The 26445-nt window shown below is 62.4% G+C and carries 22 protein-coding genes; 15 read left to right on the top strand and 7 right to left on the bottom strand.

Annotation, left to right across the window (positions count from 1 at the left end; genetic code table 11):
* Positions 1-7: 7 nt before the first annotated feature.
* Together INF35_RS12530 and INF35_RS12525 are read right to left on the bottom strand one after the other, a co-directional pair.
* Positions 8-1189 carry a diphosphate--fructose-6-phosphate 1-phosphotransferase gene (locus INF35_RS12530; protein ID WP_193502933.1) on the bottom strand — a complete coding sequence of 394 codons (1182 nt, stop codon included), beginning with the start codon at positions 1187-1189 and terminating at the stop codon, positions 8-10.
* Positions 1190-1204: 15 nt separating this feature from the next.
* A complete protein-coding gene (locus INF35_RS12525; protein WP_193502932.1) occupies positions 1205-2584 on the bottom strand; it encodes an L-fucose/L-arabinose isomerase family protein in 1380 nt (459 codons plus the stop codon).
* Positions 2585-2879: 295 nt separating this feature from the next.
* On the opposite strand from INF35_RS12525, the gene INF35_RS12520 reads away from it, so the two are divergent.
* From INF35_RS12520 to INF35_RS14085, 8 genes are all read left to right on the top strand, one after another.
* Positions 2880-3872, top strand: coding sequence for a LacI family DNA-binding transcriptional regulator (locus INF35_RS12520; RefSeq protein WP_193502930.1), 993 nt, complete (start codon positions 2880-2882; stop codon positions 3870-3872).
* Between the two features lie 559 nt (positions 3873-4431).
* Complete coding sequence (locus INF35_RS12515) at positions 4432-5736, top strand: ABC transporter substrate-binding protein (RefSeq protein WP_193502928.1); 1305 nt, start codon at positions 4432-4434, stop codon at positions 5734-5736.
* 151 nt (positions 5737-5887) lie between these two features.
* Complete coding sequence (locus INF35_RS12510) at positions 5888-6826, top strand: carbohydrate ABC transporter permease (RefSeq protein WP_193502926.1); 939 nt, start codon at positions 5888-5890, stop codon at positions 6824-6826.
* Positions 6827-6840: 14 nt separating this feature from the next.
* The gene (locus INF35_RS12505) at positions 6841-7689 is read left to right on the top strand and encodes a carbohydrate ABC transporter permease (RefSeq protein WP_193502924.1); all 849 of its coding nucleotides are present in this window, start codon (positions 6841-6843) and stop codon (positions 7687-7689) included.
* Positions 7690-7724: 35 nt separating this feature from the next.
* Complete coding sequence (locus INF35_RS12500; protein ID WP_193502922.1) at positions 7725-8576, top strand: class II fructose-bisphosphate aldolase; 852 nt, start codon at positions 7725-7727, stop codon at positions 8574-8576.
* A 5-nt stretch (positions 8577-8581) separates the two neighbouring features.
* Positions 8582-9301 (top strand): sulfite exporter TauE/SafE family protein, encoded by a 720-nt coding sequence (locus tag INF35_RS12495; RefSeq protein WP_193502920.1) that lies wholly within the window; start codon positions 8582-8584, stop codon positions 9299-9301.
* Between the two features lie 23 nt (positions 9302-9324).
* Positions 9325-10371, top strand: coding sequence for an SIS domain-containing protein (locus INF35_RS12490; protein ID WP_193502918.1), 1047 nt, complete (start codon positions 9325-9327; stop codon positions 10369-10371).
* Between the two features lie 189 nt (positions 10372-10560).
* A complete protein-coding gene (locus INF35_RS14085; protein WP_193502916.1) occupies positions 10561-14187 on the top strand; it encodes a DUF7601 domain-containing protein in 3627 nt (1208 codons plus the stop codon).
* A gap of 88 nt (positions 14188-14275) precedes the next feature.
* Here the strand turns inward: INF35_RS14085 and INF35_RS12480 are convergent, their stop codons facing one another.
* The 5 genes from INF35_RS12480 to INF35_RS12460 are packed head-to-tail and all read right to left on the bottom strand — an operon-like array spanning position 14276 to position 18535.
* The gene (locus INF35_RS12480) at positions 14276-15406 is read right to left on the bottom strand and encodes an NTP transferase domain-containing protein (RefSeq protein WP_193502914.1); all 1131 of its coding nucleotides are present in this window, start codon (positions 15404-15406) and stop codon (positions 14276-14278) included.
* Entirely contained in the window at positions 15333-15674 is a 342-nt protein-coding gene (locus INF35_RS12475; protein ID WP_193502912.1) for a winged helix-turn-helix domain-containing protein, read from the bottom strand. Before INF35_RS12475 ends, INF35_RS12480 begins: the two co-directional genes overlap by 74 nt.
* Entirely contained in the window at positions 15662-16486 is an 825-nt protein-coding gene (locus INF35_RS12470; RefSeq protein ID WP_193502910.1) for an ABC transporter ATP-binding protein, read from the bottom strand. Before INF35_RS12470 ends, INF35_RS12475 begins: the two co-directional genes overlap by 13 nt.
* On the bottom strand, positions 16483-17481 hold the full coding sequence (locus tag INF35_RS12465; protein WP_193502908.1) for a FecCD family ABC transporter permease: 999 nt from the start codon (positions 17479-17481) through the stop codon (positions 16483-16485). Before INF35_RS12465 ends, INF35_RS12470 begins: the two co-directional genes overlap by 4 nt.
* Complete coding sequence (locus tag INF35_RS12460) at positions 17444-18535, bottom strand: ABC transporter substrate-binding protein (protein WP_193502906.1); 1092 nt, start codon at positions 18533-18535, stop codon at positions 17444-17446. The genes INF35_RS12465 and INF35_RS12460 overlap by 38 nt, the downstream gene beginning before the upstream one ends.
* A 197-nt stretch (positions 18536-18732) precedes the next feature.
* On the opposite strand from INF35_RS12460, the gene INF35_RS12455 reads away from it, so the two are divergent.
* The 7 genes from INF35_RS12455 to INF35_RS12425 all read left to right on the top strand — a co-directional run bounded on the left by INF35_RS12455 (position 18733) and on the right by INF35_RS12425 (position 26433).
* Positions 18733-19533: an FAD binding domain-containing protein gene (locus INF35_RS12455; protein ID WP_193502904.1), complete on the top strand. Its 801-nt coding sequence runs from the start codon at positions 18733-18735 to the stop codon at positions 19531-19533.
* Entirely contained in the window at positions 19523-19999 is a 477-nt protein-coding gene (locus INF35_RS12450; protein WP_193502902.1) for a (2Fe-2S)-binding protein, read from the top strand. The genes INF35_RS12455 and INF35_RS12450 overlap by 11 nt, the downstream gene beginning before the upstream one ends.
* Positions 19989-22295, top strand: a complete 2307-nt coding sequence (locus tag INF35_RS12445) for a xanthine dehydrogenase family protein molybdopterin-binding subunit (RefSeq protein ID WP_235983221.1) — start codon at positions 19989-19991, stop codon at positions 22293-22295. Before INF35_RS12450 ends, INF35_RS12445 begins: the two co-directional genes overlap by 11 nt.
* Positions 22292-22447 (top strand): hypothetical protein, encoded by a 156-nt coding sequence (locus tag INF35_RS12440; RefSeq protein WP_193502900.1) that lies wholly within the window; start codon positions 22292-22294, stop codon positions 22445-22447. Before INF35_RS12445 ends, INF35_RS12440 begins: the two co-directional genes overlap by 4 nt.
* A gap of 349 nt (positions 22448-22796) precedes the next feature.
* Positions 22797-23471, top strand: coding sequence for a DUF4956 domain-containing protein (locus INF35_RS12435; RefSeq protein WP_193502898.1), 675 nt, complete (start codon positions 22797-22799; stop codon positions 23469-23471).
* On the top strand, positions 23468-25705 hold the full coding sequence (locus tag INF35_RS12430) for a CotH kinase family protein (RefSeq protein WP_193502896.1): 2238 nt from the start codon (positions 23468-23470) through the stop codon (positions 25703-25705). The genes INF35_RS12435 and INF35_RS12430 overlap by 4 nt, the downstream gene beginning before the upstream one ends.
* On the top strand, positions 25702-26433 hold the full coding sequence (locus tag INF35_RS12425) for a polyphosphate polymerase domain-containing protein (protein ID WP_193502894.1): 732 nt from the start codon (positions 25702-25704) through the stop codon (positions 26431-26433). Before INF35_RS12430 ends, INF35_RS12425 begins: the two co-directional genes overlap by 4 nt.
* The last annotated feature ends 12 nt before the right edge of the window (positions 26434-26445 follow it).

The raw sequence follows: 26445 nt of genomic DNA, 5'->3' as shown, positions 1-26445 counted from the left end.
GAAACGCTCAATCAACCGACAGGGGCCGGTTCTTGAAGGTGACATACCTGCGCACCGGCTCGCCCAGCAGGGGACGGCACCAGTCGATGAAGGCCTGGGTGACATCGTGGCCGTTTTCGGCAATGAACTCCCTGGGCATGGTGCGCTCGTGGAGCATGACCTCCTCAATGGGGATCAGGATGGTCTCGGCGCGGTATTCCTCCCCGGGAAGGCGGCGGAAGCCCACCATGACGCCGTTTTTGCCTTCCACGGCGGCGCGCACGGCGGTGCTGCCTGCCTCCACCGCTTCGTCACGGTCCAGGCGGGACTGATAGGCCGCACTGGCACGCCCGGCAATGCCGGGTTTCTCACTGCGGGCCTTGATGCCCAGCTTGCGGATGACCAGATTGGCCAGATGGGCGGACACATCGCCGTAGTACACCGCACGGCCCACCTGGAAGATGGGCTCCACGATGGGTTCGCCGTCGGCCTTGCGCAGGCCCTCGCTGGCCACCACAACCACGCCGCCTTTCTCCCGGTGCAGACGCTCCACCTCCGTCAGGAAGGCATCTTCGTCAAAGGGAACTTCAGGCAGGTAGATCAGGTCGGGGCCGTCGCCGTCTCCGCTGCGGGCCAGGGCCGAAGCCGCGGCGATCCAGCCTGCGTTGCGGCCCATGGCCTCGATGACACAGACGTGGATGGGCAGGCCCCGGACATCCTGGCTGATCTCGGCGGTGGTCTCGGCAATATACCGGGCCGCGCTGGCAAAACCGGGGGCATGGTCGGTGACAGAAATGTCGTTGTCGATGGTCTTGGGGATGCCCACAACATTCACGTCCACCCCGGCCCGGCAGCAGGCCTGATACACCTTGCCGCAGGTGTCCATGCTGCCGTTGCCGCCGGTGAAAAAGACATACCGGATGTTGTGGCGGGCAATGACCCGGGCCATCTGGTCGTAGTCCTCAGTCTCCAGCGGGTCGCGGCTGGTGCCGATGGCGCTGCCGGGGGTGTGGAGCAAAAGCTCCAGCTCCTCCTTCGGGGCGGTGAACAGGTCCAGAAAGTGCTCCTTGAGCACGGCGCCGGACCCGCCGATGGCGGCATAGAAATGCTCGATCTCGGGATGCTTGCGGGCCTCGGTCACCGCACCGTAGAGCGAGGCGTTGATGACGGCAGTGGGGGCGCCGCCGTGGACGATCAGGGCGTTGGACATGACGATGTTCCTCCTTTACAGTTCGATGACGGGAATGTGCAGCAGGCGGCCCAGCTGGACCACGGCGTCGCCGATGTCATCCCAGACCAGACTGTAATGATGGGCGATACCCTTGTCGAAGATATCCCGGGCGACCTCCTCCACCGGGCGGGCCACCCGGACGTTGACCATGGTGCCCCGGGTGTTGCGCTTGGTGGGGACGGCCTCGCCCCGCAGGACGACCAGATGATACTGCCCGTCAATGACGCTGGCGCGGACCACCGTGACCTTGCCCGGCTTGAGCACGCCCCAGAAGGCGCTGCCGTTGCCGATGAGGGGATGGTTGCGCAGCTCCAGGCCGTCGGACATGTCGTACAGGCTGAGCGGTGCGTTGCCGCAGTGCCAGAAGGTCAGGGTGTTGGCCTGCTTGTCCATGTTGATCATATCGGCCACAAAGGTGGGCTGGCCGGTCATTTCCCGCTCGATGATGGTGCCGATACCGGCGTCCACGTCGCCCTCGCAGATGACGCTGATGCCGTCGTCGGCCAGGCGGCTGAGCACGCCGCAGGGCTGGCACTTGACGGCGCCCATCTCGGGCCAGCACTTGATGGTGCAGTAGTCATAGCCGAACTCGGGGATCATTTCTTTCAGCGCCAGATAGGTGCGGCTGTGGTTTTCCAGATTTTCCTCGGACAGGTTGCGGTCCTCGTCAGGCAGACGGGGCAGCTTGTCCAGGCCGAACTGTGTCCGGACCTTGTCCATGTCGGCATGGACGGCATCGGCGTCCAGCTGGGCCATACGGTCAAAGACCAGCTTGAGCTCGGTGCCTTCCATGCGGATGCCGAACAGGCGGCGGATGGTCATTTCGTCAAACGAGCAGTTATAGAAGGCAGTAGGGCGGTAGCCCAGCAGGCCCAGGCTGGTGTTGGCCAGCTTCTTTTTGGCGGAGCAGGCGGCGATGAGGGTCTTGACCCGGGCACAGACTTCCGGCTCATCCAGATCGCCGTAGACCGGCCAGCACTCGCCGCCGATGCGCTTGATGGCGGCATTGTTCATCATGGCGCCGCACATGGCGTTGGCCCACAGCCGTTCCTGGCGGACAAAGGGGGCCTCGTGGGTGGCCCAGAGCAGGATGGGCTTGCCCAGTTCCTGGGACAGCTTGCAGCCCACGTCGTCGCCGGTGAAAGCGCCGATGACCAGCAGCACCACGTCCACCTGGTGGGCCCGCAGGTAGTCCGCGCAGGCGGCGGCTTCGTCGGTGTTGGTAACGATCTGGGGATAACGCACCACGTTGACGCCGGTCAGTTCCCGCTCGGCCCAGTCGCCGTACAAGGTCTGCAGTTTCTGCGGGCGCTCCCGGGGCCAGCGGCCGGACAGGGTGGCCACAAATCCGACGTTCAGTTTGGCTTTTACCATAACAGTTCACTCCTTTTCTGTTTGGGAAGGAAAGATGACAGTTGCATAAGGATAAACACGTGTGTATAATATTGTTGCTTCCATTATAGCCGCTGCCTTGCACCCTGTCAAAGGAAGGAGCGGCAAACGGTGCAGATTTGGCTGCCCCGACAAAAAAGAACAAAAAGATTGGGCAAAACGCCAAAGCCGTGGCGGCCACACAAACACGCAGTGCAAAGCTGTTGCCCGGGCAAGGAAATATGTGGTATACTAAACAAGAGAAAATCCTTTAAAAAGGGCGAAGGAGCAGGCGAAAATGACCAGAGGGATGGTTACCAGAAAGGATGTCGCCCAGCGGGCCGGTGTGAGCGAAACGATCGTCTCTTATGTATTGAACAATAACCGTTATGTGGACAAAAACAAGCGGGAACGGGTTCTGCAGGCAGTGAAAGAGCTCAACTACCACCCCAACAGCATTGCCCGGGCCCTCAAGGGCAAAAAGACCAACCATATTGTCTTTATTGCAGACAACATCAGCACCGAGCACTTCAGCCAGCTGATCGCCGTGATGGACCACTATGCCTATGACAAGGGCTATCTGATCAGCCTGATCTCCAACCGCAATGATGATGATTTTGTGGAACAGATCATCAGCCGTCAGTGTGACGGCATCATTGTCAGCTCACTGAGCATTCCGGAGGCCTACATCCATCGCTTTGTGGATGTGGGGATCGCGGTGGTGGTGCTGCAAAACCGCGATTATAAGGACCTGTCCGGCACGGCCGTCATTCAGACGGGACTGTACGGCGGCGCCCGGGACGGCGTAAGCTATCTGGCGGAGCAGGGCCGCAAACACATTGTATACGTGGACCGCTTTTCGGGACGGGGGCACTTCAGCGACCGCAGCGATTACCGTCTCCACGGCTACTTTGATGAGATGGAGGCCCGGGGCCTGCCCACCCACGTGATCACCGGATGTATTGACCCCGCCCAGACTGCCCATGCCGTGGCGGAATACTGCTGCAATCATCAGGTGGATGCCATTCTGGGCCGCAGTGACAAGGTGGCCTGCATTGCCATGCAGGCGGTTATGGACATCGGGCTGCGGGTGCCCCAGGACATTGCGGTGGTGGGCTTTGACAATTCCAGCCTGAGCCAGTATATGCGCCCCACCATGACAAGCATTGAGATCCAGCGGGATTCCATCGGCAAGGCTGCGGTGGCCATGCTGGACCAGATGCTCAACGGCGGGGAGGTACCCGCACCTCAGGAATTCCACACCCGTCTGATCCGGCGGGAGAGTGCCTGAGAAAATTGCGGATTTCATCTCCAAACAGAAGATTGTCCGGGCGGTTCCCTGCAGAGCGCCCGGGCTTTTTTATACGTCAATCAAAGGCTGCGGCATACTTCGCCGTTGTCCATACCTGCCGCCGGCGCAGAAACGTGAGCGGCCGGGGCCAGGTGCCGAAAATCCCGTGGATTTGACCAAAGCAAAAGAGCGGATTTGTGAGTTGCGACAAAAATAACAAAAATTGTTGACGAATGAAAAGGGAATCGGTATAATTGAGACAACGAGACAGAAACTCGTGTGTACATCCCGGTATCTTGCAATCCTACCCCAAAGGCAAGGTACATTTGCCCCAACGATATGGCTGAGATGACACGCGAGCATTTCTTATCGCAGAAATACACACGAATGTACAAAACGGAAGCCGCCGCTTATCCCGGAAAAGCCTGACTTGCGCAACAGGCACAGAAACGGCGGCAACTTTTGAAAGCCATGTACACACGTGTAAAGTGACTGTGGATTGTCTCCGCCCGAAAACGGGGGAGAATGGATATGCAATCATCAAAAAGGAGGATCTCACATGAAGAAGCAGATGAAATGGACCGCAGCCGCCATGGCGGCCGTCATGGCTTTCAGCCTGACCGCCTGTTCCGGGGGCACCGATTCCGGCTCCACATCCCAGGCGTCCGGTACCGCCGAGACGAGCTCCGGCGAAAAGGTGACCATCAAGTTTGCAAACTATGCCCTGCTGGAGGATGCCTACACCGAATTCTGGGAGGGCGTCAAGACCGGCTTTGAGGCGGAAAACCCCGACATTACCATCGAATGGGTCACCGCACCCTATGCCGACATCGTCAGCACCGTCACCACCATGGCGGGCGGCGGCGACAAGGTGGACATGATCTTCGGCGAGGGCACCTGGACTTCCAGTCTGGTGGATTCCGGCCTGATCATCCCTGTTACCGATGTTCTCAGCCAGGAATATCTGGACGGCTTCTACGAAAACTCGCTGGAAGCCAGCATGGTGGACGGCGAGATCTATACGCTGCCCATGTACATGTCTCCCTTTATCCTCTACTACAACACCGACATCCTGCAAAAGGCCGGTGTGGAGTCTGTCCCCACCACCTATGACGAGCTGCTGGCCGCCTGCGAAAAGATCAGCGGCATGACCACCGAAGACGGCAACGCCATCTATCCCTTTGGTCAGACCACGGCGTCGGTGGCGATCTCCGGCTCGGCCATCAACTCGATGATCTTCAATTTCGGCGGCGAGGTCCTGACCGCCGACGGCCAGCTCAGCATCGACAACGACGGCTTCAAGCAGACCTTTGAAATGCTCAAGCAGCTGGACGAGAAGGGCTACACCCCCGAAAACTGCAAGCTGAAGGATCTGCGCAACCTGTTTGCTCTGGGCCAGCTGGCCATGTACTATGACCAGAGCTGGGGCATCTCCGGTGTGGAGAACATCAACCCCGACATCCTCAGCGTGACCGCTTCCGCCAATCCTCTGGCCGGCGGCTCCGGCGAAGGCGCCTCCCTGCTGTCCACCCAGACGCTGTTCTACTGCGACAACGGCGACGCCAACCGCGCAGCCTGCGCCAAGCTCACTGAGTACCTCATGAGCGATGAAGTCCTGGGCGATTACCTGAACAACATCGTTCCCGGCTATCCCACCCTCAAGACCATGTCCATGCCCGACAACCCGGTTCTGCAGGGCTCTCTCGGCTCCATTGACAAGGCGGTGGCTGCACCTTCCGTCCCGGCCATGAACGACCTGAACCTGGAACTGTGCACCCTGGCCCAGGCAGTGACCGTTACCGGCACCGATGTGGATACCGCCATTGAGGAATTCCGCACGGCAGCCACCAACATCATCGGCTGACCATAACCCTGGAAACCCTGCCGTGCCGGCACCGCCAGGCCCGGCCGGATCGAAACCTGCTCAGTGCCGGACCGCGCAGCCGGTCCGGCACTGACTTTCGGCCGGCAGAGGCAGAACGATTCGCTTTTACAGTAAGATGGGGGGCAACAAGATGGCTTTCTCCGCCGCTAAAAATATCCGCAGGGGCCGGACTCTGACCCAGCGTCAGGGAGACACGATCTTTTCCGTGCTTCTGATCCTGCCGACGATCCTGGTCACGACGGTCTTTATTCTGGTTCCGGTTGTGGACTCGGTCATCCAGAGCTTTCTGGATTACAAGATGAAAAACATCATCTCCGGCAAGCCCGGCACCTGGAATAATTTTGAAAACTATATCAAGCTGTTCACCAACTCCAAGCTTGGCCCGGCGATCCTGCAGACCTTCCTCTTCTGCCTGATCGTGGTGGTGGCGCAGTTCATCCTGGGCATGGCGCTGGCACTGGTGCTCAACTCCAACATCAAATGCGCACGCTTTTTCCGCTCCATCATGATGACGCCCTGGTGCGTGCCCACTGTCATCTCGGCTTTGATCTGGATGTGGATCTTCCAGCCCCAGTACGGACTTATGCGCTACATTGTCAGCGTGGTGACCTTTGGTCAGGTAACGGATCTTGCCATGCTGAACAGCCCATCCACCGCCCTGCTGGGCATTGCCATTGCGGCGCTGTGGAAGCAGGTACCCCTTTCCACCCTGCTTCTGCTGGCGGGCCTGCAGAATGTCCCCGGCGAGATCCAGGAAGCCGCCACCATGGACGGCGCCAGCGCCCGGGTATGCTTTTTCCGCATTACGCTGCCCTACATGAAGAGCGTTATCAAGGTCGTTTTGAGCATGGCCATCATCGAGAACTTCAAGCAGTTCCCCCTGATCTGGACCATGACCGGCGGCGGCCCCAACAACGCCACCACCACACTTGCCGTCCTGAGCTACCGCGAAGCCTTTGTCTCCAACAATCTGGGCTCCGGCGCCGCTGTCACAACGGTATGGATGCTGTTGATGATCGTTGTCGTTGTCGTTTATAATAAATTTATGGGCGACAACGAGACCACATGAGGAGGAATGCGCCCATGAAAAGTGTAAAAGCAGCCAAACGGCTCTCGGCGTTCATCCGGTATTTTGTGCTCATCGTCATTCTTCTGATGCTGCTCTTCCCCCTGTACTGGGTGGTGCTGACCAGCTTCAAGACCAATATGGAGGCTTACGCTTATCCTCCTACCTTCATTGCACAGAATCCCTCCATTCAGGCTTACATCAATCTGTTTACCGAAAATGCAGAGTTCTTTGTCTACTATAAAAACAATCTGATCGTTTCAGGCGCTACCGCCATTTTGACCACGCTGCTGGCTGTGCTGGGCGGCTATGTGCTGTCCCGCTTCCACTACAAGTGGAACAGCCTGGTGGCCGCCATCCTGTACGCCAGCCAGATGTTCCCGGTGGTCAGCCGTATGATCAGTCTCTATGGTCTGATGGGCAAGGTCCATCTGCTCAACACCCGCACCGGCCTGACGCTGGCCCTGCTGGGCGCCATGGTGCCCTTTACCACCATGCTGATGAGCTCCTTCTTTGACAGCATTCCCCGGGATATTGAGGAAGCAGCGATTATTGACGGCTGCACCCGTCCCCAGGTGCTGACAAGGGTGGTCCTGCCCCTGGTCAAACCCGGTCTGCTCAGCGTGGGCATCTACTCCTTCCTGATGACCTGGGACGACTATCTCCACTGTGCCACCCTCATCCAGAGCGATGCCCTGCGCACCCTGTCCACCGGCATTGCGCTGCGGTATCTGGGCGAGCTGAGCTACGACTGGTCGCTGGTCAACACCATCTCGGTGGTTGCCATGCTGCCCATGATCCTGCTGTTCTTCTTCTTCCAAAAGTACATGGTCAAGGGCCTTGTGGCGGGAGCCGTCAAGGGCTGAGCCGATTCTGAAATTACCGAAAGGGGAAATGCTTTGTGCTGACCACAAATCTGGAAACCATGAAAAAGGCAGCCCGCGAAGGCTATGCCGTTCCGGCCATCAACACCCAGGGCGGTAACTACGATATTATCCGTGCCTGCTGCAAGGCGGCGCAGGAGATGCGCAGCCCCATGATCCTGGCCCACTATGTGTCCACCGGCGCTTACTCCGGCAACGACTTCTTTGTGGAAGTGGCCAAGTGGTGTGCCAACAAGGTGGATGTGCCGGTGTCCATCCATCTGGACCACGGCGCCGACTTCGACATCTGCATGGAAGCCCTGAAGCTGGGCTTTACCAGCGTCATGATCGACGGCTCCACCCGTCCCATTGAAGAAAACGCCGCCATGACCAACGAGGTCATCAAGGTGGCCAGATGCTTCGGCGTGCCGGTGGAGGCCGAGATCGGTGAGCTGCAGCGCCTGGACAACGGCGTGGTGCAGGAGAACAAGAACATTGCCGACCCCGAGCAGGTCCGCGAATTCCTGTCCCTCTGCCAGCCGGATACCCTGGCCATCGGCATCGGCAACGCCCACGGCTACTACAAGGGCAAGCCGGACATCCACCTGGACGTGCTGGAAAACGTCCGCAAGTTCACCGATATTCCCCTGGTGCTCCACGGCTGCACCGGCATGGAGGAGAGCATCGTCAAGGATGCCATCAAGCTGGGTGTTGCCAAGATCAACTTCGGCACCGAGATCCGCTACAAGTACGTCCAGCACTACCAGGAAGCTCTGGAGAAGCTGGATCACCAGGGCCACAGCTGGAAGCTGAGCCAGTACGCCAGCGACGCCCTGGCCGAGGATGTGAAAAAGATCATTGAGCTTTCCGGTTCCGCCGGCAAAGCCTGATTGCCATGACGGCGCTGTACATCCTGCTGGCGGCCTTTGCAGGCAGCTTTATCCAGTCGGCCAGCGGGTTCGGCTACGCCATTGTGGTCATGTCCATCCTGCCGCTGTTCATTCCCTTCCAGGCCGCCTCCATTGTGGAGGTGCTGTCCGCCCTGGCCATGGTGCTGTGGATCGCCGTCAAGTACCGCCACCACATTAACTGGAAGCTGCTGTGGTGGCCGCTGGTGGCAAACAGCGTGTTCAGCCTGGCGGGCATCTGGTTTCAGGATGCCGGCACCGAGACCTTGCTGCGCCGCATTCTGGGCGTCACGCTGGTGGTGCTCAGCATTTACTTCATCTTTTTCAGCAGCAGGCTCACCATCCGGGCAAACCTGTGGACCGGGCTTGCCGCGGGAGCCATCAGCGGCGTGTGCGGCGGACTCATGAGCATCGGCGGGCCGCCCATGGTGGCCTACTATCTGGCGGCCACCCGCTCCAAGGAAGAGTACGCCGCCACCCTGCAGACCTACTTCATTTTTTCCACGGTATACATTTTTGCCGCCCACGTGGTCATGGGCCACGTCACCGGCCAGATCCTGACCTGGAGCGCCCTGGCGCTGGTTGGACTGGCGGCCGGGACCTTCTGCGGGCTCAAACTCTTTGACCGTCTCAGCGCCGAGGGCCTGAAAAAGGTGGTCTGCGGATTTATGGCCATTGTGGGATGCTATCTCGTCATTACCGGCTGAAGCATTTTTAGGAGGTATTTCTCATGAAAGAAAACAGCTCTCTCACCTATAAAGAAATCTACGGGCAGCCTGCGTCCTTCCAGGCCATTCTGGACACGCTGCCCGACATTGAAAAGACCCTGGACGAGGTGTTCGCCCAGTCCTACGATCAGCTGATCTTCACCGGCTGCGGCACCTCGCTGTATCTGGCCCAGACCTCCGCCTACCTGTGGCAGGCGTCCAACTCCGTTCCCGCCACCGCGGTTCCCTGCAGCGAGCTGCTCTTCTTCCCCGAGAACTACATCAAGGGCAAGCGCACTCTGGTCCTGCCCATCACCCGCAAGAGCTACACCACCGAGGTCCGTATGGCCATCGACAAGGTCCACACCCTGCCCGGCGTCACCAGCCTGGCCATCACCTGCGACCCCGACAGCAGCAAGTACAACGAGCATTTCATCCTGGCCCCCAACACTCCGGAGGACAGCGTCATCATGACCCGCAGCTTCACCGCCATGGTCTTCCTGGCCCAGATCCTGGCCTTCTACGCCGCCGGCAAGAAGGATGAGATCGCCGCCATGAAGAACTATGCCGCCGAGGCCCAGAAACTGCTGGAGCAGAGCGATGCCCTGGCCAAGCAGATCATCGCCGAGCATCCCAACCTCAACCTGTTCATCACCCTGGGCCAGGGCGCCTACTATGGCGTGGGCAACGAGTGCATGAACAAGATGAAGGAGATGGGCATCTCCAACAGCGAAGCCTACTACAGCATGGAGTACCGCCACGGCCCCATGAGCCTGGTGGACGAGAACACCCTGCTGGTTCTGCTGTCCAACGAGCACACCGAGGAGACCGACGCCTCCCTCATGAGCCAGATGAAGAGCTTCGGCGGTGTGACCGCCGCCATCGGTCCCAACGTGGACAAGATGGCCGACCTGGACTATACCATCAAGACCGAGAACGGCTATACCGAGCTGCAGGCCGCCGCGCTGATGGGCTTCATCGGCCAGTTCCTGGGCTACTATATCTCTCTGGCCAAGAACATTGACGCCGACTCTCCCCGGCATCTGACCCAGGCCATTGTACTGAAATAATACTTCTCCCTGTGAGAGTCCCCCCCTCCTTTTGGAACCGCAGACCGCCTGACCAGGCGGTCTGCGGTTCTTTTGGCCCCAAAACCCGGAATAGCCCGACAAAAGCCGTCATAATGCGTATCTGCCCCCTGCGTATAATACCGGTATGGCAGGGCCTGTTCTCTCAGACCCTGCACAGCACAAGGGAAGGTGGAGAGCAACACGAAACGACAAATCTACATATTGTGCCGGCGGCTGGGTGCACTTTTGCTGGCGGCCGTCCTGATGTGCACCGGTACGGGACGGTATGTCCCCGCCGCCGCGGCCGGAATGACCTCTACGGGGGAGACCGCCCGGACAGCAACCGTTCCTGCCGGGGAACGGGAGGTGACTTCCTGGTCCTGGACCGACCCGGAGGGCCTTGTTTATGACGCGGCCAACAAGAGCTGGCAGCTGACAGTGTCCGGCGGTCAGAACGTGGCCGCGCTGCTGCCCTGCACCATCACCGTACAGGTGCAGGGGAATGCTACGGGGGAAACCTCCGCCCCATTTGGCAATGCCGAACCCGTCGAGCAGACGCTTGCCGTTTCCTGGGACCTGCCGAAGGTTGACTCCACACTGCAGGCAGGGGGATACCGGCTCACCGCCTCACTTCCGGAAGGCTATGTCTTAGCCGAGGGAACGCAGGCGCCCGGCCTGCTGCTGCGGGTCACAGCCGACGGGACACCGGCCTCCGCCGAGACATCGGCGCCGGTGCAGCAGGCCGACGACATTCTCACCGATACCGTATCGCCGGTGGGCACCACCATCAACCTGTTCGATTACTGGATCACCGGTCAGTTTGAACCCGACAACGTGGACCCCGCCAACCTGGATCAGGGCATCAATGCAGGGCACCTGTTGTGGTTTTTGAAAAATGCCTACAATCAGCCCAATCCCATCAACAACTATACCGGCAGTGCCCAGCCCCGCACGGGCATCGTCCGGAACCTGCTGCAAAACGGCTATCCCGCCCTCACCGAGGACGACCAGTCTCTGGCGTATCTGTTCAACCCCAGCCTGCCCAGTGCGGGCAAGGCGTCCTACCCCGGGGTGCGGGACCTTTTGCAAATCGACGCCCAGGGCTACTACTATTACGACAGCGCACAGAATTTCGCGCAGTATAACCAGTCCACCAACTCTTTCATTCTGTACAGCGAACCGGGAGTAAACTCCAGCGGCGCCTCGCCGAGAGGGCAGTTCTTTCCCTTCAACCAATTCAGTCAGGTGAAAAATCTGACCTCCACCAATCCGGTCATCAACCATTATTTCGGCATGACCATGACCACACGCTTTGTCCAGCAGCCTTACGGCACGGTGGACGGCACGGCGGGAGGAACACCCGTTACCTATGAGTTTACCGGCGACGATGATGTCTGGGTTTTTATCGACGATGTGCTGGTGGGGGATCTGGGGGGCATCCACGACGCCGCGTCCCTGAGCATCAATTTCCAGAACGGACAGGTCCAGGTCAACGGCAGCACCAACGGTACCATCCGGGAAAAGTTCGAGGCGGCGGGCCGGACCTGGTCCAATCCCGGCTCCGACACCTTTGGCGACGATACCTACCACACCCTCAAGTTTTTCTATCTGGAACGGGGCAACTTCGACTCCAACATGAAGCTCAAATTCAACCTGGTCTCCATCCCCCAGAGCGACCTCATCAAGATCGATCAGATCGGAGATCCGGTGCCGGGGGCGGAATTCCGCCTCTACTATGCCGGCGAGGCCTACAGCTACAGCCCCCAGGACCTCATCGCCACCGGTACCACGGGGCCCAACGGCTATTTTGTCTTCCAGAACCCCGACGGTACCCTGCTCAGCCTCAACAACCTGAAAAACGAGTACGGCGGCACCGGCAAGACCGGCAAGTTCGTTCTGGTGGAGACCAACATCCCCGAAGGGTACCGCGCGCCTCCGCAGATGAACCTTTACTTCCCGGCGGATTACCCCAACCTGGCCACCCTGCTGTCGGCCAATCCCTGGGATACCGGCGCCTACGCCAGCCCGGTGGTCACCGTCACCCTGCCCGATGAACCCCGGGGCATCGACGGCACACCCTATCCGGCGGATGACGGCACCTACTTTGCGGTGGTGCTCAAGCGGCAGGGGGCCTCCGGGGACGGCGGCAGCACCCAGAGCGACTGGTACCCTGTCTCCGGCGACCCCATCACCGGCTGGAAGGTCTCCTCCTCCACCGGCATTGAGGCGGCCATCCAGGCAGCCCGGGCCAACCCCTATCTCTTCACCCTGGACAGCAGCGGTGCCTACAAGGCGACCATCGACAACCTGCCCGGAGATATCCTGACCTACCATTACGTGCTGGCCACCAACGGCCGCCTCACCCCCGACAACGCCCAGTACACGGTAGCCTTCTACCGCACCACCGCCCCCACCCTGGCGGGGGCCGACGCGGCCAACACCGTCCGTCTGGATGCCGACGCCGAGGGCCAGGACGGCAATTTTGCCCGGGAATTCTCGGTGCGGCTGTTTGTGCCGGACATCAAAAACTATTTCTTTGTCCAGAAGGTGGGGGAGGACGATGACACCACCCTGACCGGTGCCGTCTTTGCCCTTTATCAGGCCGGCGATGTCACCGACGGTCAGGTCAATCCCGGCGCCCAGCCTTATGATACCGTCACCACAAAGGATCAGAGCCAGGAGCAGGGTGACATTATCACCTTAAACGGCTCGGGCACCTTCCCCAACACCCGGGATGTGATACCTGCGGGTACCTATTACATCAAAGAAATCACCGCTCCCGACGGCTACGCGCCCTCCGACCAGCTGGTGGAGGTGGTGGTGGATGATACCGGCGTCTATGCCGATGCCGGCACCCCTGACGACGATGTGGCGGTGCTGCGGGGCGTGGGCAAGGTGGTGCGCAGCATGCTGCAGTTTGCCGTGCCCGACGACATCAACGCCACCCTCACCGACATCAAGGCGGCGCTGTATACCGCAAACAGCTATACCCCCGGCACCGGGGACGACCCGGCGGTGTGGACGGCCTCCGGCCTGGCGCCGCTGGATCTCTCCTACTACAGCAACAGCCAGATTCTGGAATACGGCCCCACCGATCCCGGCGGACCGGTGTATTATCTGGTCAATGCGGGATGGTCCCGGCTGGGCATCACTCAGAACTATGCCGCAGGCACCGACCAGGACCTCAAGATCAACCTGGGCGATCAGGATCTGACCAACATCTTCTCCCGCAGTACCATTGTCCGCTTCCGGGATGACCCCACCCGCCTGACGGTAGAGAAGAAGGTCACCGGCGCCGGGGCCGACCGGGAAAAGGACTTCGCCTTCACCCTCATGCTCACGGGGGAGGACGGCATGCCCGTCACCGGGGAACACGGCGGGCTGGAATTTGACGCCAAAGGCATTGCCCGCACCACCCTGCGGGACGGCCAGAGCATTGTCATTGAGGGGCTCACCCCCGGCACCGTCTGCACCGTCACGGAGACGCCGGAGACCGCCTATGCCACCACCGTGGCCCTCAACGGAGGCGCCCAGCAGAGCGCCAATACCATCACAGTCACCCTGCCGGCGGGCGGAACAAAGATTCTGTTCATCAATCGCAGCACTTTGCCGGAACCCACCCCCACCCCCGTACCGGACAACACCCAGACCGTCACCGCCACCGGAGAACGGCCCTCCGCTACCCGAAAGCCTGTTCTTGGGTTGCTGCCGGCCACCGGGGACGCCACTCTGCCGGGGGTCTGGCTGGCTCTCTGTCTGGCCTCCGCCGGGGGACTGGGGGCGGTCCTCCGCCTGAGACGCCGCCGAAGAAGATAAAAATAAATCCCTGAAAAATCACTCTATGATGCAAAACGGGCTCCCTGCCAAATCCCGGCAGGGAGCCTGTTGCTGTATGATGTTGCGGTCAGGGAAGCGGATTCTGCCTCAGCAGGCCTTCCAGCTCTGCCAGGTCGGCGGGGGTGTCCACGTCCCGCAGTTCGGCGGGGGAGAGGGCGGGCAGCACCCGCACCAGCTCAGGGTGCGCGGCAGCCACCGCCCCGCCGCCCCGTCCGGCGGGCAGGGCGCGCAGTTCCCCAAAGAGGGTCCGGGGAAAGACCACCGGCGCCCCGGCCTGCTGCCCGTACCCCAGCCGCCAGATGGCGCCGGGTTCTCCGGCCGCGGCCAGCAGCAGGGCGTGCACCGTCTGCGACCTGACCAGGGGCTGATCTCCGGGAAAGAAGGCGCAGGCGTCCAGGGGGCTATCCTTTGTGAGAAACTCCAGCCCCAGCCGTACCGTATCGCTGCGCAAAGGCAGGCTGTGGCGCAGGCAGGGGACGCCCCGGGCAAGGCAGAGTGCCTCCACCCCGGCATCCCGGGTGACCACCACCCGGCGGGAAAATCCCTGTTCCGTGGCGTCCAGCACCCGGTCCAGAAGCGTCCGGCCATCCAGTTCGGCCAGCAGCTTGCCGCCGCCGAACCGCCGCCCCAGCCCTGACGCCATGATGACACAGCCGGTATTTCCAAAGGGCCGGTCCAGATCGACGAGGCAGGCATCGGGCCGGGCTTTCAGTTCGTTGAGAAAGGGAAGGTTTTGACTGCGCAGCACCGCCGCCACCCGCTTTTTGTCCAACAGGCGGAGGAGGGCATCCCGGTAGGCGGTGTCCTGGGATTCCAGATACCCCACCTCGTCCACAAAGGCCCAGGGACAGGGGCTCTCCATACAGGCATCCAGGGCCTCCACCCCCGCCCCGGAAAATCCCCCGGGCACCGGGCGCATGCGGTTTTCAGGGCCTGGGAGGGCAGGGTCAAAGACCCCCACCCGGGTCACCCGGCCGGAGGGCACCTCCGCCAGGTCCACCCCGTCCCCGGGGATGGCACGGGTGCACACGCCGGGGACGGGCTCCGGGCAGAGCAGGGGCAGAAGGGCCTTCAGCAGGGTGGTCTTGCCCGCACCCCGGCCGCCGGTCAGAAACAGGTGGCGCTTACCGCTGACTGCCAAATACCTGGCAGTAGATGCCGCGGCAGGCCTGGGTGCATTGTTCGCGGTAGGCTGCATACTTGTCCAGAAACTCCTTTCCCCGGGGGGTCAGGCGGCTGCCGCCGCCATCCCTGCCGCCGGTGGTGCGCTGGGTCAGGGCAAAGCCCAGGGCCTCTTCGGCATGGCGGACCAGGCGCAGGGCCTTGGTGTAGGCCATGCCCATGGAGGCCGCCGCGGCCCGGAGGGAGCCTTCGGTCTCCACGGCCAGCAGAAGCCGGTAGGGGCCATCCCCGAAAAAGCGCTCCCCCTCGTTGTCCAGCAAAAATACCTTGGTCACAGGTTCCATGGTTCGTCCTCCTCCCGCTCTTCACTGAGCATGACAAGATGCCGACGCCCGTCCCGGCCGGGGCAGGCCGTCAGGCTGACGGGGCCGTAGATGGCCGAGAGAGCGGTCTCCAGATCCGGCAGCGGGTCGCAAGCGGGGGAGAGTACCGCCAGAGTCTTGCCCCCTTCCAGAATCAGCAGCCGGTCGCAGCAGGAGAGGGCCAGCATGGGGTCGTGGAGGGCGGCCAGCACGGCCCGGCGCTCCTGGTGCACCCAGCGGCGGAGGAGATGGAGCATCCGGTACCGCAGCTGAAAGTCGAGGGCGCTCTCCGGCTCGTCCAGAAGCAAAAGCTGCGCCCCGGACACCAGCGTCCGGGCCAGAATGCACAGCTGCTTCTGGCCCTCGCTCAGGGTCTGGTAGTTTTCTTCCTCCCGTCCCGCCAGCCCGGTGAGGGCCAGCGCCCGGCGGGCGGTCTCTTTCATTTGGGCGGTGGGGCGTTCCAGCAGGCCCAGATGGGGGTTATACCCCATGAGGACCACATCCAGCACCGAGATGTCGATGCCGATGCCGCTGCGCTGGGGAATATAGGCACACCGCCGGGCCAGCTGCCGGGGGGGCAGGGTCCCCAGGTCGCAGCCCTCCAGCAGGCTCTGCCCGCCGTGGGGGAGCAGGCCGCAGACCGCCTTGAGCAGGGTGGTCTTGCCGCTGCCGTTGGCCCCCAGAATGCCGGTAATCAGCCCGGGGGCGGAGGAAAACTCCACCCCACGCAGAATGTCCGGGCCGCCGTAGCCGGCGGTCAGGCCGGTGACGGTGAAAAACGGTTCGTGGTTCAAAGACTCCGCCTCCCCCTTACCACCAGCCAGATGAGGAAGGGAGCCCCCAGCAGGCTGGTAAAGATGCTCACCGGCAGCTCGGTCTCGGCCAGGGACCGGGCCAGCAGGTCGGCGGCGCAGAGCAGCACCCCGCCCAGCAGCCCGCTGAGCACCATGGTGGAGAAGCGGTTGGAGCGGGTGAGCAGCCGTGCCCCGTGGGGGGCCAGCAGGCCGATAAAGCTGATGAGTCCCGTCAGGCTGACGACGCAGGAGACGGTGAGGGTGGCGGCCAGCAGCACCACCAGGCGCAGCTTGCCCACCGGCACCCCCAGCATGCGGGCTTCGTCCTCCCGGGCGGAGAGGAGAATGACCTGCCGGTGCAGGGCCAAGAGCACCGCCAGCACCACGGCGCACAGGGCCATGTTGAGGGCGGCGGAGTGCAGGCTGATGCCGTTGAGACTGCCCATGATCCAGTATTCGATGGAGGCCAGCTGGCGCTCCGGGTCGGCGGTGAGCTTAAGGCAGATCAGCGCCGTCTGGGCCAGAGCATGCACCGCGATGCCCGCCAGCACGATGGTGCCGCCCCGTCCCGAGCGGTCGAGAGACGCCAGAGCCAGAGCCGCAAAGACCGCCGCAATGGCGCCCCCGAAGGCGCAGGCAGTGACCGCCGCCGTGCCGGAACAGAACAGAATGCCCGCCGCGGCCCCCGCACTGGCCCCCGAGGAAACGCCGATGACATCGGGGGAGGCCAGCGGATTGCGGAACACCGTCTGATACACAAAGCCGGAGGCGCCCAGGGCAAAGCCCCCCAGCACCCCCACCAGCATGCGAGTGAAGCGCAGCGTCCAGAATACCCGGACCTGCATTTCATCCCCGGCCAGCAGGCCTTCCAGCGTCAGGGGATACTTGCCCACAAACAGGCTGCACAGGGCAAGGACAACCAGCAGGACGCCCGCCGCCGCGCACAGCCCCCCGGCCTTACGCCAGCGGGTAGGTGAAGCCGTAGAAGTTCTCATAGAAGTTGCCCATCACGGCGTTGGCCTCGTCGGCGGAGCAGAGGTCGGGGTGCAGCACGGTGGAAAGCCACACCGCGCCCAGAATGCCGCCGGGGACCGGGCTGTCCCAGGCCTCGGCGTCGCCGGGCATCTGGTAGACGCTGCCGTTCTTGACGGCGGTGCAGTCGGCCAGATTGGCGTCGTTCAGCACATCGTCGCAGGTGTAGGAGGCGTCGGAGGCCAGGATGATGTAGTCGGGGTCCCAGGCCAGCAGCTGCTCATAGTCGATGTCCACCCAGTAGGTGTCGGTGATGCCCTCCGCCACATTGCGGCCCCCCGCCAGGTCGATGAGGTCGCTCTGGTACATGGCGCTGCCCGCCGTGGACAGCAGATCGGAGTTGCCCGCCAGATAGACATCGGGGCGGTCGGCGTCGGCCAGAGTGGTCTCCAGACGGGTCTGCTGCTCCTGGGTGAAGGCCAGCAGGCTGTCGGCAGCTTCCGCAGCGTTGGTGGCCTGGCCCACCAGAGTGATGGTCTCGGCCAGCAGAGTGCGGTCCTCGGGGTTGATGAGCAGCACGGGGATGCCCAGCTCGGTCAGGGAGTCGGCGGCGCTCTCCAGCTTGAGGGGCAGGATGACCAGATCCGGCTCCAGAGCCGCGCAGCCTTCCAGGTCAAACTCCTTGGCGGAGCCCACGCTGGGCAGTTCCAGCAGTTCGGGAGCGCTCAGGCTGTAGATGGGGCGGGTGTCCGCCTTGGCCTCAATGCCCACCATGCGGTCGGCCCGGCCCAGAGCGATGAGCAGGCTGGAGGAAATGTAGTAGCCGCTGACGATGGTCTGGGGCTCGCTCTCAATGGTGACGGTGCGGCCCGCCTGATCGGTGAGGGTCATGGGGTAGGTGAGGGGCTGAGCCTCCACAGACTCCTCCGGGGTGGCGGGGGCGGCGGTGGATTCCTCCGTCTCCACCGTCACCGAGGAGGACTGGCTGGTATCGGCAGTGTTGTTGCAGGCGGCCAGGGAGACCGTCAGGGCAAGGGCGGTGGCCAGGGCGGCCACACGGGTGGTAAGACGCTTCATAGGGCAGATCATTCTCCTTTTTCTCCGGCCGCCGGTCAGCGAAAGCCGCCGCCCGGCCATCGTTGTAGTTTAGAAAGTACAACGAGATTATACCAGACCTTTCTTCCTTATTCAAACCCAATATGGTACAATCAAGGTGAAACAGTGCGCAAAAGAATGATTTTTGCCCTTTTGCCCCGAAAAAAGGAGACTGTCCCATGATGACGATTCAAAACTACGTCCGCGCGCAGAGCCTGCAGCAGGCGTATGAACTCCTGACCAGCAACCGCCGCAACCGCATTGTGGCGGGTATGCTGTGGCTGCGCCAGACCGGCGGCAGCGTGAACACTGCCGTGGACCTGTGTGACCTCGGCCTGGACACCATGGAAGAAACCGACGACGCCTTTGTCATCGGCGCCATGACGCCGCTGCGCAAGCTGGAACTCCACCCCGGCTTTGCCGCCTACACCGGCGGGGCCGCCGCCCGGGCGCTGGGGGATATCGTCGGCGTGCAGTTCCGCAATCTGGCCACGGTGGGCGGCAGCGTCTACGGCAGGTTCGGCTTTTCCGACGTGCTGACCCTGCTGCTGGCCCTGGACACCGAGGTGGAACTCTACGGCGCGGGCCGGATGCCCTTGTCCCAGTTTGCCGAGCTGCCCCAGACCACCCGGGACCTGCTGGTGCGCATTTACATTAAAAAGACCCCGGGCACGGTGGCCTACCGTGCGGTGCGCATTGCCCGGACGGATTTCCCGGTGCTGACCTGCGCCGCCTCCCGGCTGGACGGCAAGGTGCGCCTGTGTGTGGGAGCACGGCCGGGCAAGGCCACGGTGCTGGACCTGACCGATGCCGCCGGAGGCCTGACCCCGAATACCGTCCAATCGCTGGCCGAAGAGGCAGCAAAACAAATCCCCACGGGCAGCAATTCCCGTGGCAGCGCGGCCTACCGCAGCCATCTGGTGCGGGTGCTGGCCCAGCGGACTTTGTCCCAGGTGGGAGGTTCTGGAAATGGAGATTAAACTGAAGCTCAACGGCAGGGCCGTCACCGCTGCGGTGGAGGCGGACACCACCCTGTTTGATCTGCTGCGGGAAAAAGGCTGTTACAGCGTAAAATGCGGGTGCGAGACCTCCAACTGCGGCCTGTGCACCGTATTTCTGGATGATGTGCCGGTGCTGTCCTGCTCGGTGCTGGCCGCCCGGGCGGACGGCCGCGCCGTCACCACCCTGGAGGGCCTGCAGGAGGAGGCTGCCGATTTCGTCGGGTTCATCGCCGACCAGGGCGCCGACCAGTGCGGCTTCTGCAACCCCGGCTTTGTCATGAACACCATCGCCCTGCTGCGGGAAAATCCCGACCCCACCGACGACGAGATCCGGGGGTATCTGGCTGGCAATCTCTGCCGCTGCTCCGGCTACGAGGGTCAGCTGCGGGGCATCCGCGCCTATCTGGACAGCAGAAAGGGGAAAGGAGCGCAAAATGGCAACTGAGAACTATCGCTATGTAGGCCATGCCATGCGCAAGAAAGACTCGATGCAGCTTTTGCTGGGCAAGCCGGTCTACACCGATGACATCGTCCCCCGGGACGCCCTGGTGGTCAAGCTGCTGCGCAGCCCCCATGCCAGCGCCCTAGTGGAGGAGATCGACACCTCCATCGCCCTGAAAGTCCCCGGCGTGGTGGCCGTCTATACTTGGAAGGACGTGCCCAAAACCCGCTTTGCCATCGCGGGCCAGACCTACCCGGAGCCCTCCCCCTATGACCGGCTGATTCTGGACCGGCAGCTGCGCTTTGTGGGGGACCCGGTGGCCATCATTGCGGCGGAGAATGAGAAAGCCGCCAACAAGGCCATGCGTCTGGTGAAAGTCAAATACAAGCTGCTGCCCGCCATTCTGGATATGCACGAGGCCCTGGACAACCCCGTCCTCGTCCACCCCGAGGAGGACTGGTACCCTCCCTGCCCGGTGGGCGGTGACAACAGGCGCAATCTGGTGGCCAGCGATGTGGAGTCCAACGGCGACGTGGACAAGGTGCTGGCGGACTGTGACATCGTCATCGACCGCACCTACCACACCCGTGCCTTCCAGCAGGCCATGATGGAGACCTTCCGAACCTATGCGGAGATGGACCGCTATGGCCGCCTGCATGTCATTTCCTCCACCCAGATCGTCTTCCACTGCCGGCGGATCCTGTCCCGGGCGCTGGGCATTCCCAAGAGCCGCGTCCGGGTGGAAAAGCCCCGCATCGGCGGTGGCTTCGGGGCCAAGCAGACCGCTGTCTGCGAGGTCTACCCCGCCTTTGTCACACTGAAAACCGGCCGCCCCGCCGAGCTGATCTACACCCGGGAGGAATCCCAGATCGCCGGTTCTCCCCGCCATGAGATGGAGATCCGGGTGCGGCTGGGTGCTTCGTCGGACGGGCGCATCCGGGCGCTGGATCTGCATACCCTGTCCAACACCGGCGCTTACGGCGAGCACGGCCCCACCACCGTGGGCCTGTCGGGCCACAAGTCCATCCCGCTGTACACCGGCAGCCTGGAGGCCTTCCGTTTTGCCTACGATGTGGTCTACACCAACCTGCAGCCGGCGGGCGCCTACCGCGGCTACGGCGCCACCCAGGGCATTTTTGCGGTGGAGTCGGCAGTCAACGAGCTGGCCGAACGGCTGGGCGTGGACCCCACCGAGCTGCGTGACCGCTGCATGGTCCGGGAGGGCATGAACATGCCCGCCTACTACGGCGAGCCTGCCGCGGCCTGTGCTCTGGATCGGTGCATGGCCCACTGCCGGGAAATGTTCGACTGGGAGCACCGCTATCCCGTGCGGGATATGGGCAACGGCAAGGTGCGGGCAGCCGGTGTGGCCATGGCCATGCAGGGCTCCTGCATTTCCAGCGTGGACGTGGGCTCCGCCACCGTCAAGCTGTCGGAGGACGGCACCTATAACCTGATCATCGGCGCGGCGGACATGGGCACCGGCTGCGATACCATCCTGGCCCAGATGGCCGCCGAATGCCTGGATTGCCCGGTGGAAAACATTGCCGTGTTCGGGGCGGACACCGATGTCTCCCCCTACGATTCCGGTTCCTATGCCTCCTCCACCACCTACGTCACCGGCAAGGCGGTGGAAAAGGCCTGCAATGAACTGAAAGGCCAGATCTGCCGCATTGCCGCGGACCTGCTGGGCTGTGCGGCGGAGGACACCGTCTTTGAGGGCGACCGCGTCCGCTGTGCCGCCGACGGCCGCACCGTCTCCATGGAGGAGGTGGCCTACAAGTCCCAGGTGGGCAACGTCCATGCGGCGGAGGTCACCGCCACCCATTCCAGCCCGGTGTCGCCGCCGCCCTTCATGGTGGGCATGGCCGAGATCGAGCTGGACAAGGGTACCGGCGAGGTGAAGGTGCTCAACTACATGGCCGTGGTGGACTGCGGTATCCCCGTCAATCCCGCCCTGGCCCGCATCCAGACCGAAGGCGGCATCGTGCAGGGCATCGGTATGACCCTGACCGAGAACGTCACCTACGACCACAACGGCCGCCCGGTGGAGTCCTCTCTCATGCAGTACAAGATCCCCACCCGGCTGGACATGGGACATCTCAAGGTGGAGTTTGAGCACAGCCACGAGCCCACCGGGCCGTTTGGCGCCAAGTCCATCGGCGAGATCGTCATCAACACCCCGGCCCCGGCCATCGCCCATGCCATCTACCGGGCCACCGGCGTCTGGCACCGGGAGCTGCCCATCACCCCCGAGGACATCGCCATGAGCCGCCCCGAGGAAACCCACCGGGCTTGAAACGCCGCTCCAGCGGAAATTTTATGGAAAAGGCGGAGAAATTTTGCCTTGTCCCTGTTCTTTCCAAAGTTTCACAATTTGAAAATACCGTCGATATTTCGATAAAAATATGGAGCGGGACGGCGGAAAGAAAAGCGGGCGGCCCAAATTAACAGAATGTTCACAGCGTGATAATATTTTCTTCGCAAGTCTTGGGTATTCTATACTCACAGGGACGGAGCCGCAACCGATACCCTGTAACATGATTCCTCCTCACACCAAAACGATACCCCAACCGCCCCCTCCTGTTACCGCAAGCAGGAGGGGGCAATCTTTTTGCCTGCCGGCCCGGAAAGCGTTTTTCCGGGCCGGTAATTTTTGGGGCAGGGGCAGGCCGAAGAGAAAATTGTCGCAAAAGCGGGAATGTGCTATAATGACACATGCCTGAGGCATGTCTGGTACATGTCATTGTGTTGATTTTACGCCTGCCCCGGCAGAGCGGCATACCGGAGGGACTTATCCATGAGCAAACGTCAGATTTTGGAATACCTGCTGGAGACGAACACCAGCGTCTCCATCGCCCAGATGTGCTTTGCGCTGCTGGCGGCGATGGTGCTGGGCATCTTCATGTACTTCGTCTACCGTGCCACCTACCGCGGCACGCTGTACTCCAAAAACTTCAATATCACCCTGGTGCTGGTGGCGCTCATCACCACGGTGGTCATGATGATCATCGGCACCAACCTGGCGCTCAGCCTTGGTATGGTGGGCAGCTTGTCCATCATCCGTTTCCGTACCGCCATCAAGGAACCCCGGGACATCGCCTTTCTGTTCTGGGCGGTGAGCATCGGCCTGGCCTGCGGCAGCGAGTTCTATCTGGCCGGGGCGCTGGGCAGTGTGGCCATCGCCGTGGTGCTGGCCGTGGCAAATCTGGACCTGTATGACTCGGTCAGCTTTCTTCTGGTGGTGCGGGGCACCCAGGGCTCTCTGGATGCCGCCGCCGTGCAGGAGGCCGTCAAGGGCAAGGTCCGCGCCTGCAAGCTGCGCATGCGCAGCTTGGACGGCACCGACGAGGAAGTGACCTTTGAACTGCGCATCCGCAGCAAAAACGAAGCCGCCCTGGTGGACGCCGTGAAGGCCTGCACCGGTGTGGAGAGCGTCAACCTTGTCAGTTACAGCGGAGAGACCATCGGATGAGCATTCCGTTTTACAAGCGGGTGCTGCGCGTTGCGGCGCCGCTTCTGGCCCTGGCGGCCCTGCTGGCCGCGGGGGCGTGGTGCGTGTCGGAGCTGCCGGATCTTTCGGCCAACGCAGGGCGCACCGTCGTTATCAATGAAGTCTGCGTCAAAAACCTTACCGGTCTCACCGACGCCGACGGTGAGACGGGGGACTGGATCGAGCTCATCAACCTGTCAGGGGAGGACATTGTCCTGGACGGCTGGGGTCTGAGCGACAACCCCGACCGCCCCTACAAGTGGACCTTCCCCGAGGGAACGGTGCTCAGCGGCGGGGCAAACAACATCATGGTGCTGTTTGCCGACGGCAAGAACGGCTACGACGCCGCGGGCAGCCTGCACACCAATTTCCGTCTTTCCCGCAAGGGGGAGACGCTGGTCCTCACCGACCCCGACGGCGGCACGGTGGATACCCTGGGCTATGACAGCCAGGAATACGACCTGACCTACGGCCGCCTGCGGGGCGATGCCAGCCGGGTGGGCGTGCTGGCCGCCCCCACGCCGGGCAGCGCAAACTCCACCCGTTTCCTGGAGGAGACGGTGCAGCCGGTGGACCTGGGGGAAGTGGAGTTCTCCGCCCAGGCGGGCTTTTACGGGGAAGCCTTTGAGCTGACCCTGAGCTGCGACGACCCCGACGCCGCCATCGTCTATACCCTGGACGGCAGCCTGCCCACCACCTCCAGCAACATCTACACCGGCCCCATCACCATCGACAGCCGGGAAGGCGACGCCAACGAGTACGTCAGCCTGCCCTCCGCCTTCCTGGGCGAGTGGGTGGTGGGCTACGCCTGCGACTATGCCCCCGACCCCGTGGCCAAGGCCACCACGGTCACGGCCTGTGTCTACAAGGACGGCGTGCTGGGCGAAGCCGTCACCACCCAAACCTACTGGGTGGGGCTGGAAAATTATACCCTGCCGGTGGTCAGCCTCACCGCCGAGGCGGACGACCTCTTCGGCCCGGAGGGCATCTATGTCCCCGGCCAGAGCTACTACACCCTGCGCAAGTACGGCAGTACCGACCGTGTGGGCAACTTTACCAGCAGCGAGAAGATCGACGCCCGCATCCAGATTTTGGACACCGACGGCAGCGAGCTGCTCAATGCCGATACCACAGTGCGGGTGTCCGGCGGCTGGAGCCGTCTGGATTCGGTCATGAAAAACCTGCACCTGAAACTGCAGGACGGCGCCACTTCCGGCCTGCTGGATCAGGCTCCCGGCGGCGATGCCCTGGATACCCTGGTGCTGCGGGGCAGCGGCAACGGCTCTGCCTATACCTCCCTGCATCAGGATGCCTTCCTCTGCAACTACCTGTATGGGCTGGACGTGGGTACCCAGTACAACCAGCCGGTGGTGCTGTTTTTGCAGGACGAATACTGGGGCGTCTACACTGTGCGGGAAAGCAAGAACACCGATTTCTTCCTCCGCCATTACGGCATTGAGGAGGACGATCTGATCTGTCCCGGCACCACTCCCGACGAGCAGGCCCAGCCGGAGAAGAGCGCCTTCGGACTGGGCGTGGATGCCCTGGATGCAACCACCCCCGAAGGCATGGCCTGGGTGGAGGAAAACGTGGATGTGGATGAGTACATCCGCTATATCATTGCCCAGATGTATACCTACAACGCCGACGGTCTGTACAACGGCGGCAACAACTCCATTTTGTGGAAGAGCGCCGAGGTGGACGAGGACAACCCCTATGCCGACGGCCGCTGGCGGTTTTTGCTCAACGACCTGGACGCCACCCTCATTGACGTGGAGGTAGATCCCTTTGCCTACCTGCTGGAGAACGAGTTCTCCTTTGAGACCCACGAGACGGCGCCCTGGTACTCGGTGATTGACAACCTGTTCCAGAAGCTGTGGGCCAGCGCCGAGTTCCGGCAGCGCTTTGCGGAGGAATACCGCAGGGAGATGGAGACGATCTACGCCCCGGAGAACATTGTTCCCGCCTTTGACGCCTGGGCCGAGCTGCTGCGCCCCGAGATCGGGCAGGACCTGGCCCGGCAGAAGGTGGGCGTCACCGAGCTGGCGCCCCTGGCCGACCAGATCCTGGGCTACCAGATGGAACCCTGGGAGATGAACGTGGAGGAATGGGAAGAGCAGGTGGACTATGTGCGGGATTACTTTACCCGGCGGGCGGACATCATGCTCGACTACCTGGATCAATATCTGCAGCTGGCGGAGGAGGGCGCGGCATGAATCTGAATGCTTGGAACAAGCCCCCCCTCCGGGCGGCAGGCGGGGCGGCTCTGGCCGTGGACCGGCACGAGGAAAAGTTTCTCCTCAGCCCCGGGGAGGCCGCCTACACCCAAAAGCTGCTGGACGGTCTGCTGCGGCGGGACAGGTATTCCGCCGCGGGGGCCTATTCCATCCGCAGCCTGTACTTTGACACCCCCGGCGACGGGGATTATCTGGACAAGGTGCTGGGCGTCAGCGACCGGTGCAAGGTCCGCCTGCGCATTTACGATACCCAAACGCCCCGGGTCAGGCTGGAGATCAAGCAGAAAAGTGGGGTCTACTCTCACAAGACCGGCGTCTGGCTGACCCGGGAGGAGGCGCTGGCCCTCATCGGGGGCGACGCCTCGGTGCTGCTCCGTCAGGATACGGCGGCTGCCCGCCGGGCCTGGACCGAGTTTGCCCGTACCCGGCGCACGCCCTCCGCCCTCATCGACTATGAGCGTACTGCCTGGACCATGCCGGTGGAGCGGGTGCGCATCACCCTGGACCGCCATGTCCGCGCCGCCAAAAGCGACGCCTTGTTTGACCCCAACGTCCCCATGCTGGGGGTGCACTCCGGCGGGGCGGTGATCCTGGAGGTCAAGTACGACCGCTATTTGCCCGGCTATGTGCGGCAGGCCCTCTCCACCGTGGGCGGGCAGGGCATGAGCATCAGCAAGTACGCCGCCGCCCGGGAAATGCTGTACTGAGAAAGGAAGAAT

It is taken from the genome of Gemmiger gallinarum (genome assembly GCF_014982805.1).
GTDB classification, from domain to species: Bacteria; Bacillota; Clostridia; order Oscillospirales; family Ruminococcaceae; genus Gemmiger; species Gemmiger gallinarum.
This window is presented reverse-complemented; position numbering and strand designations above follow the sequence as displayed.

Bases quoted from the DNA above. Each gene is read 5' to 3' on its own strand.
- INF35_RS12465 (WP_193502908.1), bottom strand. From the start codon at position 17,481: ATGAGAACTTCTACGGCTTCACCTACCCGCTGGCGTAAGGCCGGGGGG.
- INF35_RS12495 (WP_193502920.1), top strand. From the start codon at position 8,582: ATGACGGCGCTGTACATCCTGCTGGCGGCCTTTGCAGGCAGCTTTATC.
- INF35_RS12505 (WP_193502924.1), top strand. From the start codon at position 6,841: ATGAAAAGTGTAAAAGCAGCCAAACGGCTCTCGGCGTTCATCCGGTAT.
- INF35_RS12450 (WP_193502902.1), top strand. From the start codon at position 19,523: ATGGAGATTAAACTGAAGCTCAACGGCAGGGCCGTCACCGCTGCGGTG.
- INF35_RS12445 (WP_235983221.1), top strand. From the start codon at position 19,989: ATGGCAACTGAGAACTATCGCTATGTAGGCCATGCCATGCGCAAGAAA.
- INF35_RS12510 (WP_193502926.1), top strand. From the start codon at position 5,888: ATGGCTTTCTCCGCCGCTAAAAATATCCGCAGGGGCCGGACTCTGACC.
- INF35_RS12455 (WP_193502904.1), top strand. From the start codon at position 18,733: ATGATGACGATTCAAAACTACGTCCGCGCGCAGAGCCTGCAGCAGGCG.
- INF35_RS12525 (WP_193502932.1), bottom strand. From the start codon at position 2,584: ATGGTAAAAGCCAAACTGAACGTCGGATTTGTGGCCACCCTGTCCGGC.
- INF35_RS12520 (WP_193502930.1), top strand. From the start codon at position 2,880: ATGACCAGAGGGATGGTTACCAGAAAGGATGTCGCCCAGCGGGCCGGT.
- INF35_RS12430 (WP_193502896.1), top strand. From the start codon at position 23,468: ATGAGCATTCCGTTTTACAAGCGGGTGCTGCGCGTTGCGGCGCCGCTT.
- INF35_RS12530 (WP_193502933.1), bottom strand. From the start codon at position 1,189: ATGTCCAACGCCCTGATCGTCCACGGCGGCGCCCCCACTGCCGTCATC.
- INF35_RS12490 (WP_193502918.1), top strand. From the start codon at position 9,325: ATGAAAGAAAACAGCTCTCTCACCTATAAAGAAATCTACGGGCAGCCT.
- INF35_RS12435 (WP_193502898.1), top strand. From the start codon at position 22,797: ATGAGCAAACGTCAGATTTTGGAATACCTGCTGGAGACGAACACCAGC.
- INF35_RS12425 (WP_193502894.1), top strand. From the start codon at position 25,702: ATGAATCTGAATGCTTGGAACAAGCCCCCCCTCCGGGCGGCAGGCGGG.
- INF35_RS12515 (WP_193502928.1), top strand. From the start codon at position 4,432: ATGAAGAAGCAGATGAAATGGACCGCAGCCGCCATGGCGGCCGTCATG.
- INF35_RS12475 (WP_193502912.1), bottom strand. From the start codon at position 15,674: ATGGAACCTGTGACCAAGGTATTTTTGCTGGACAACGAGGGGGAGCGC.
- INF35_RS12460 (WP_193502906.1), bottom strand. From the start codon at position 18,535: ATGAAGCGTCTTACCACCCGTGTGGCCGCCCTGGCCACCGCCCTTGCC.
- INF35_RS12480 (WP_193502914.1), bottom strand. From the start codon at position 15,406: ATGCAGCCTACCGCGAACAATGCACCCAGGCCTGCCGCGGCATCTACT.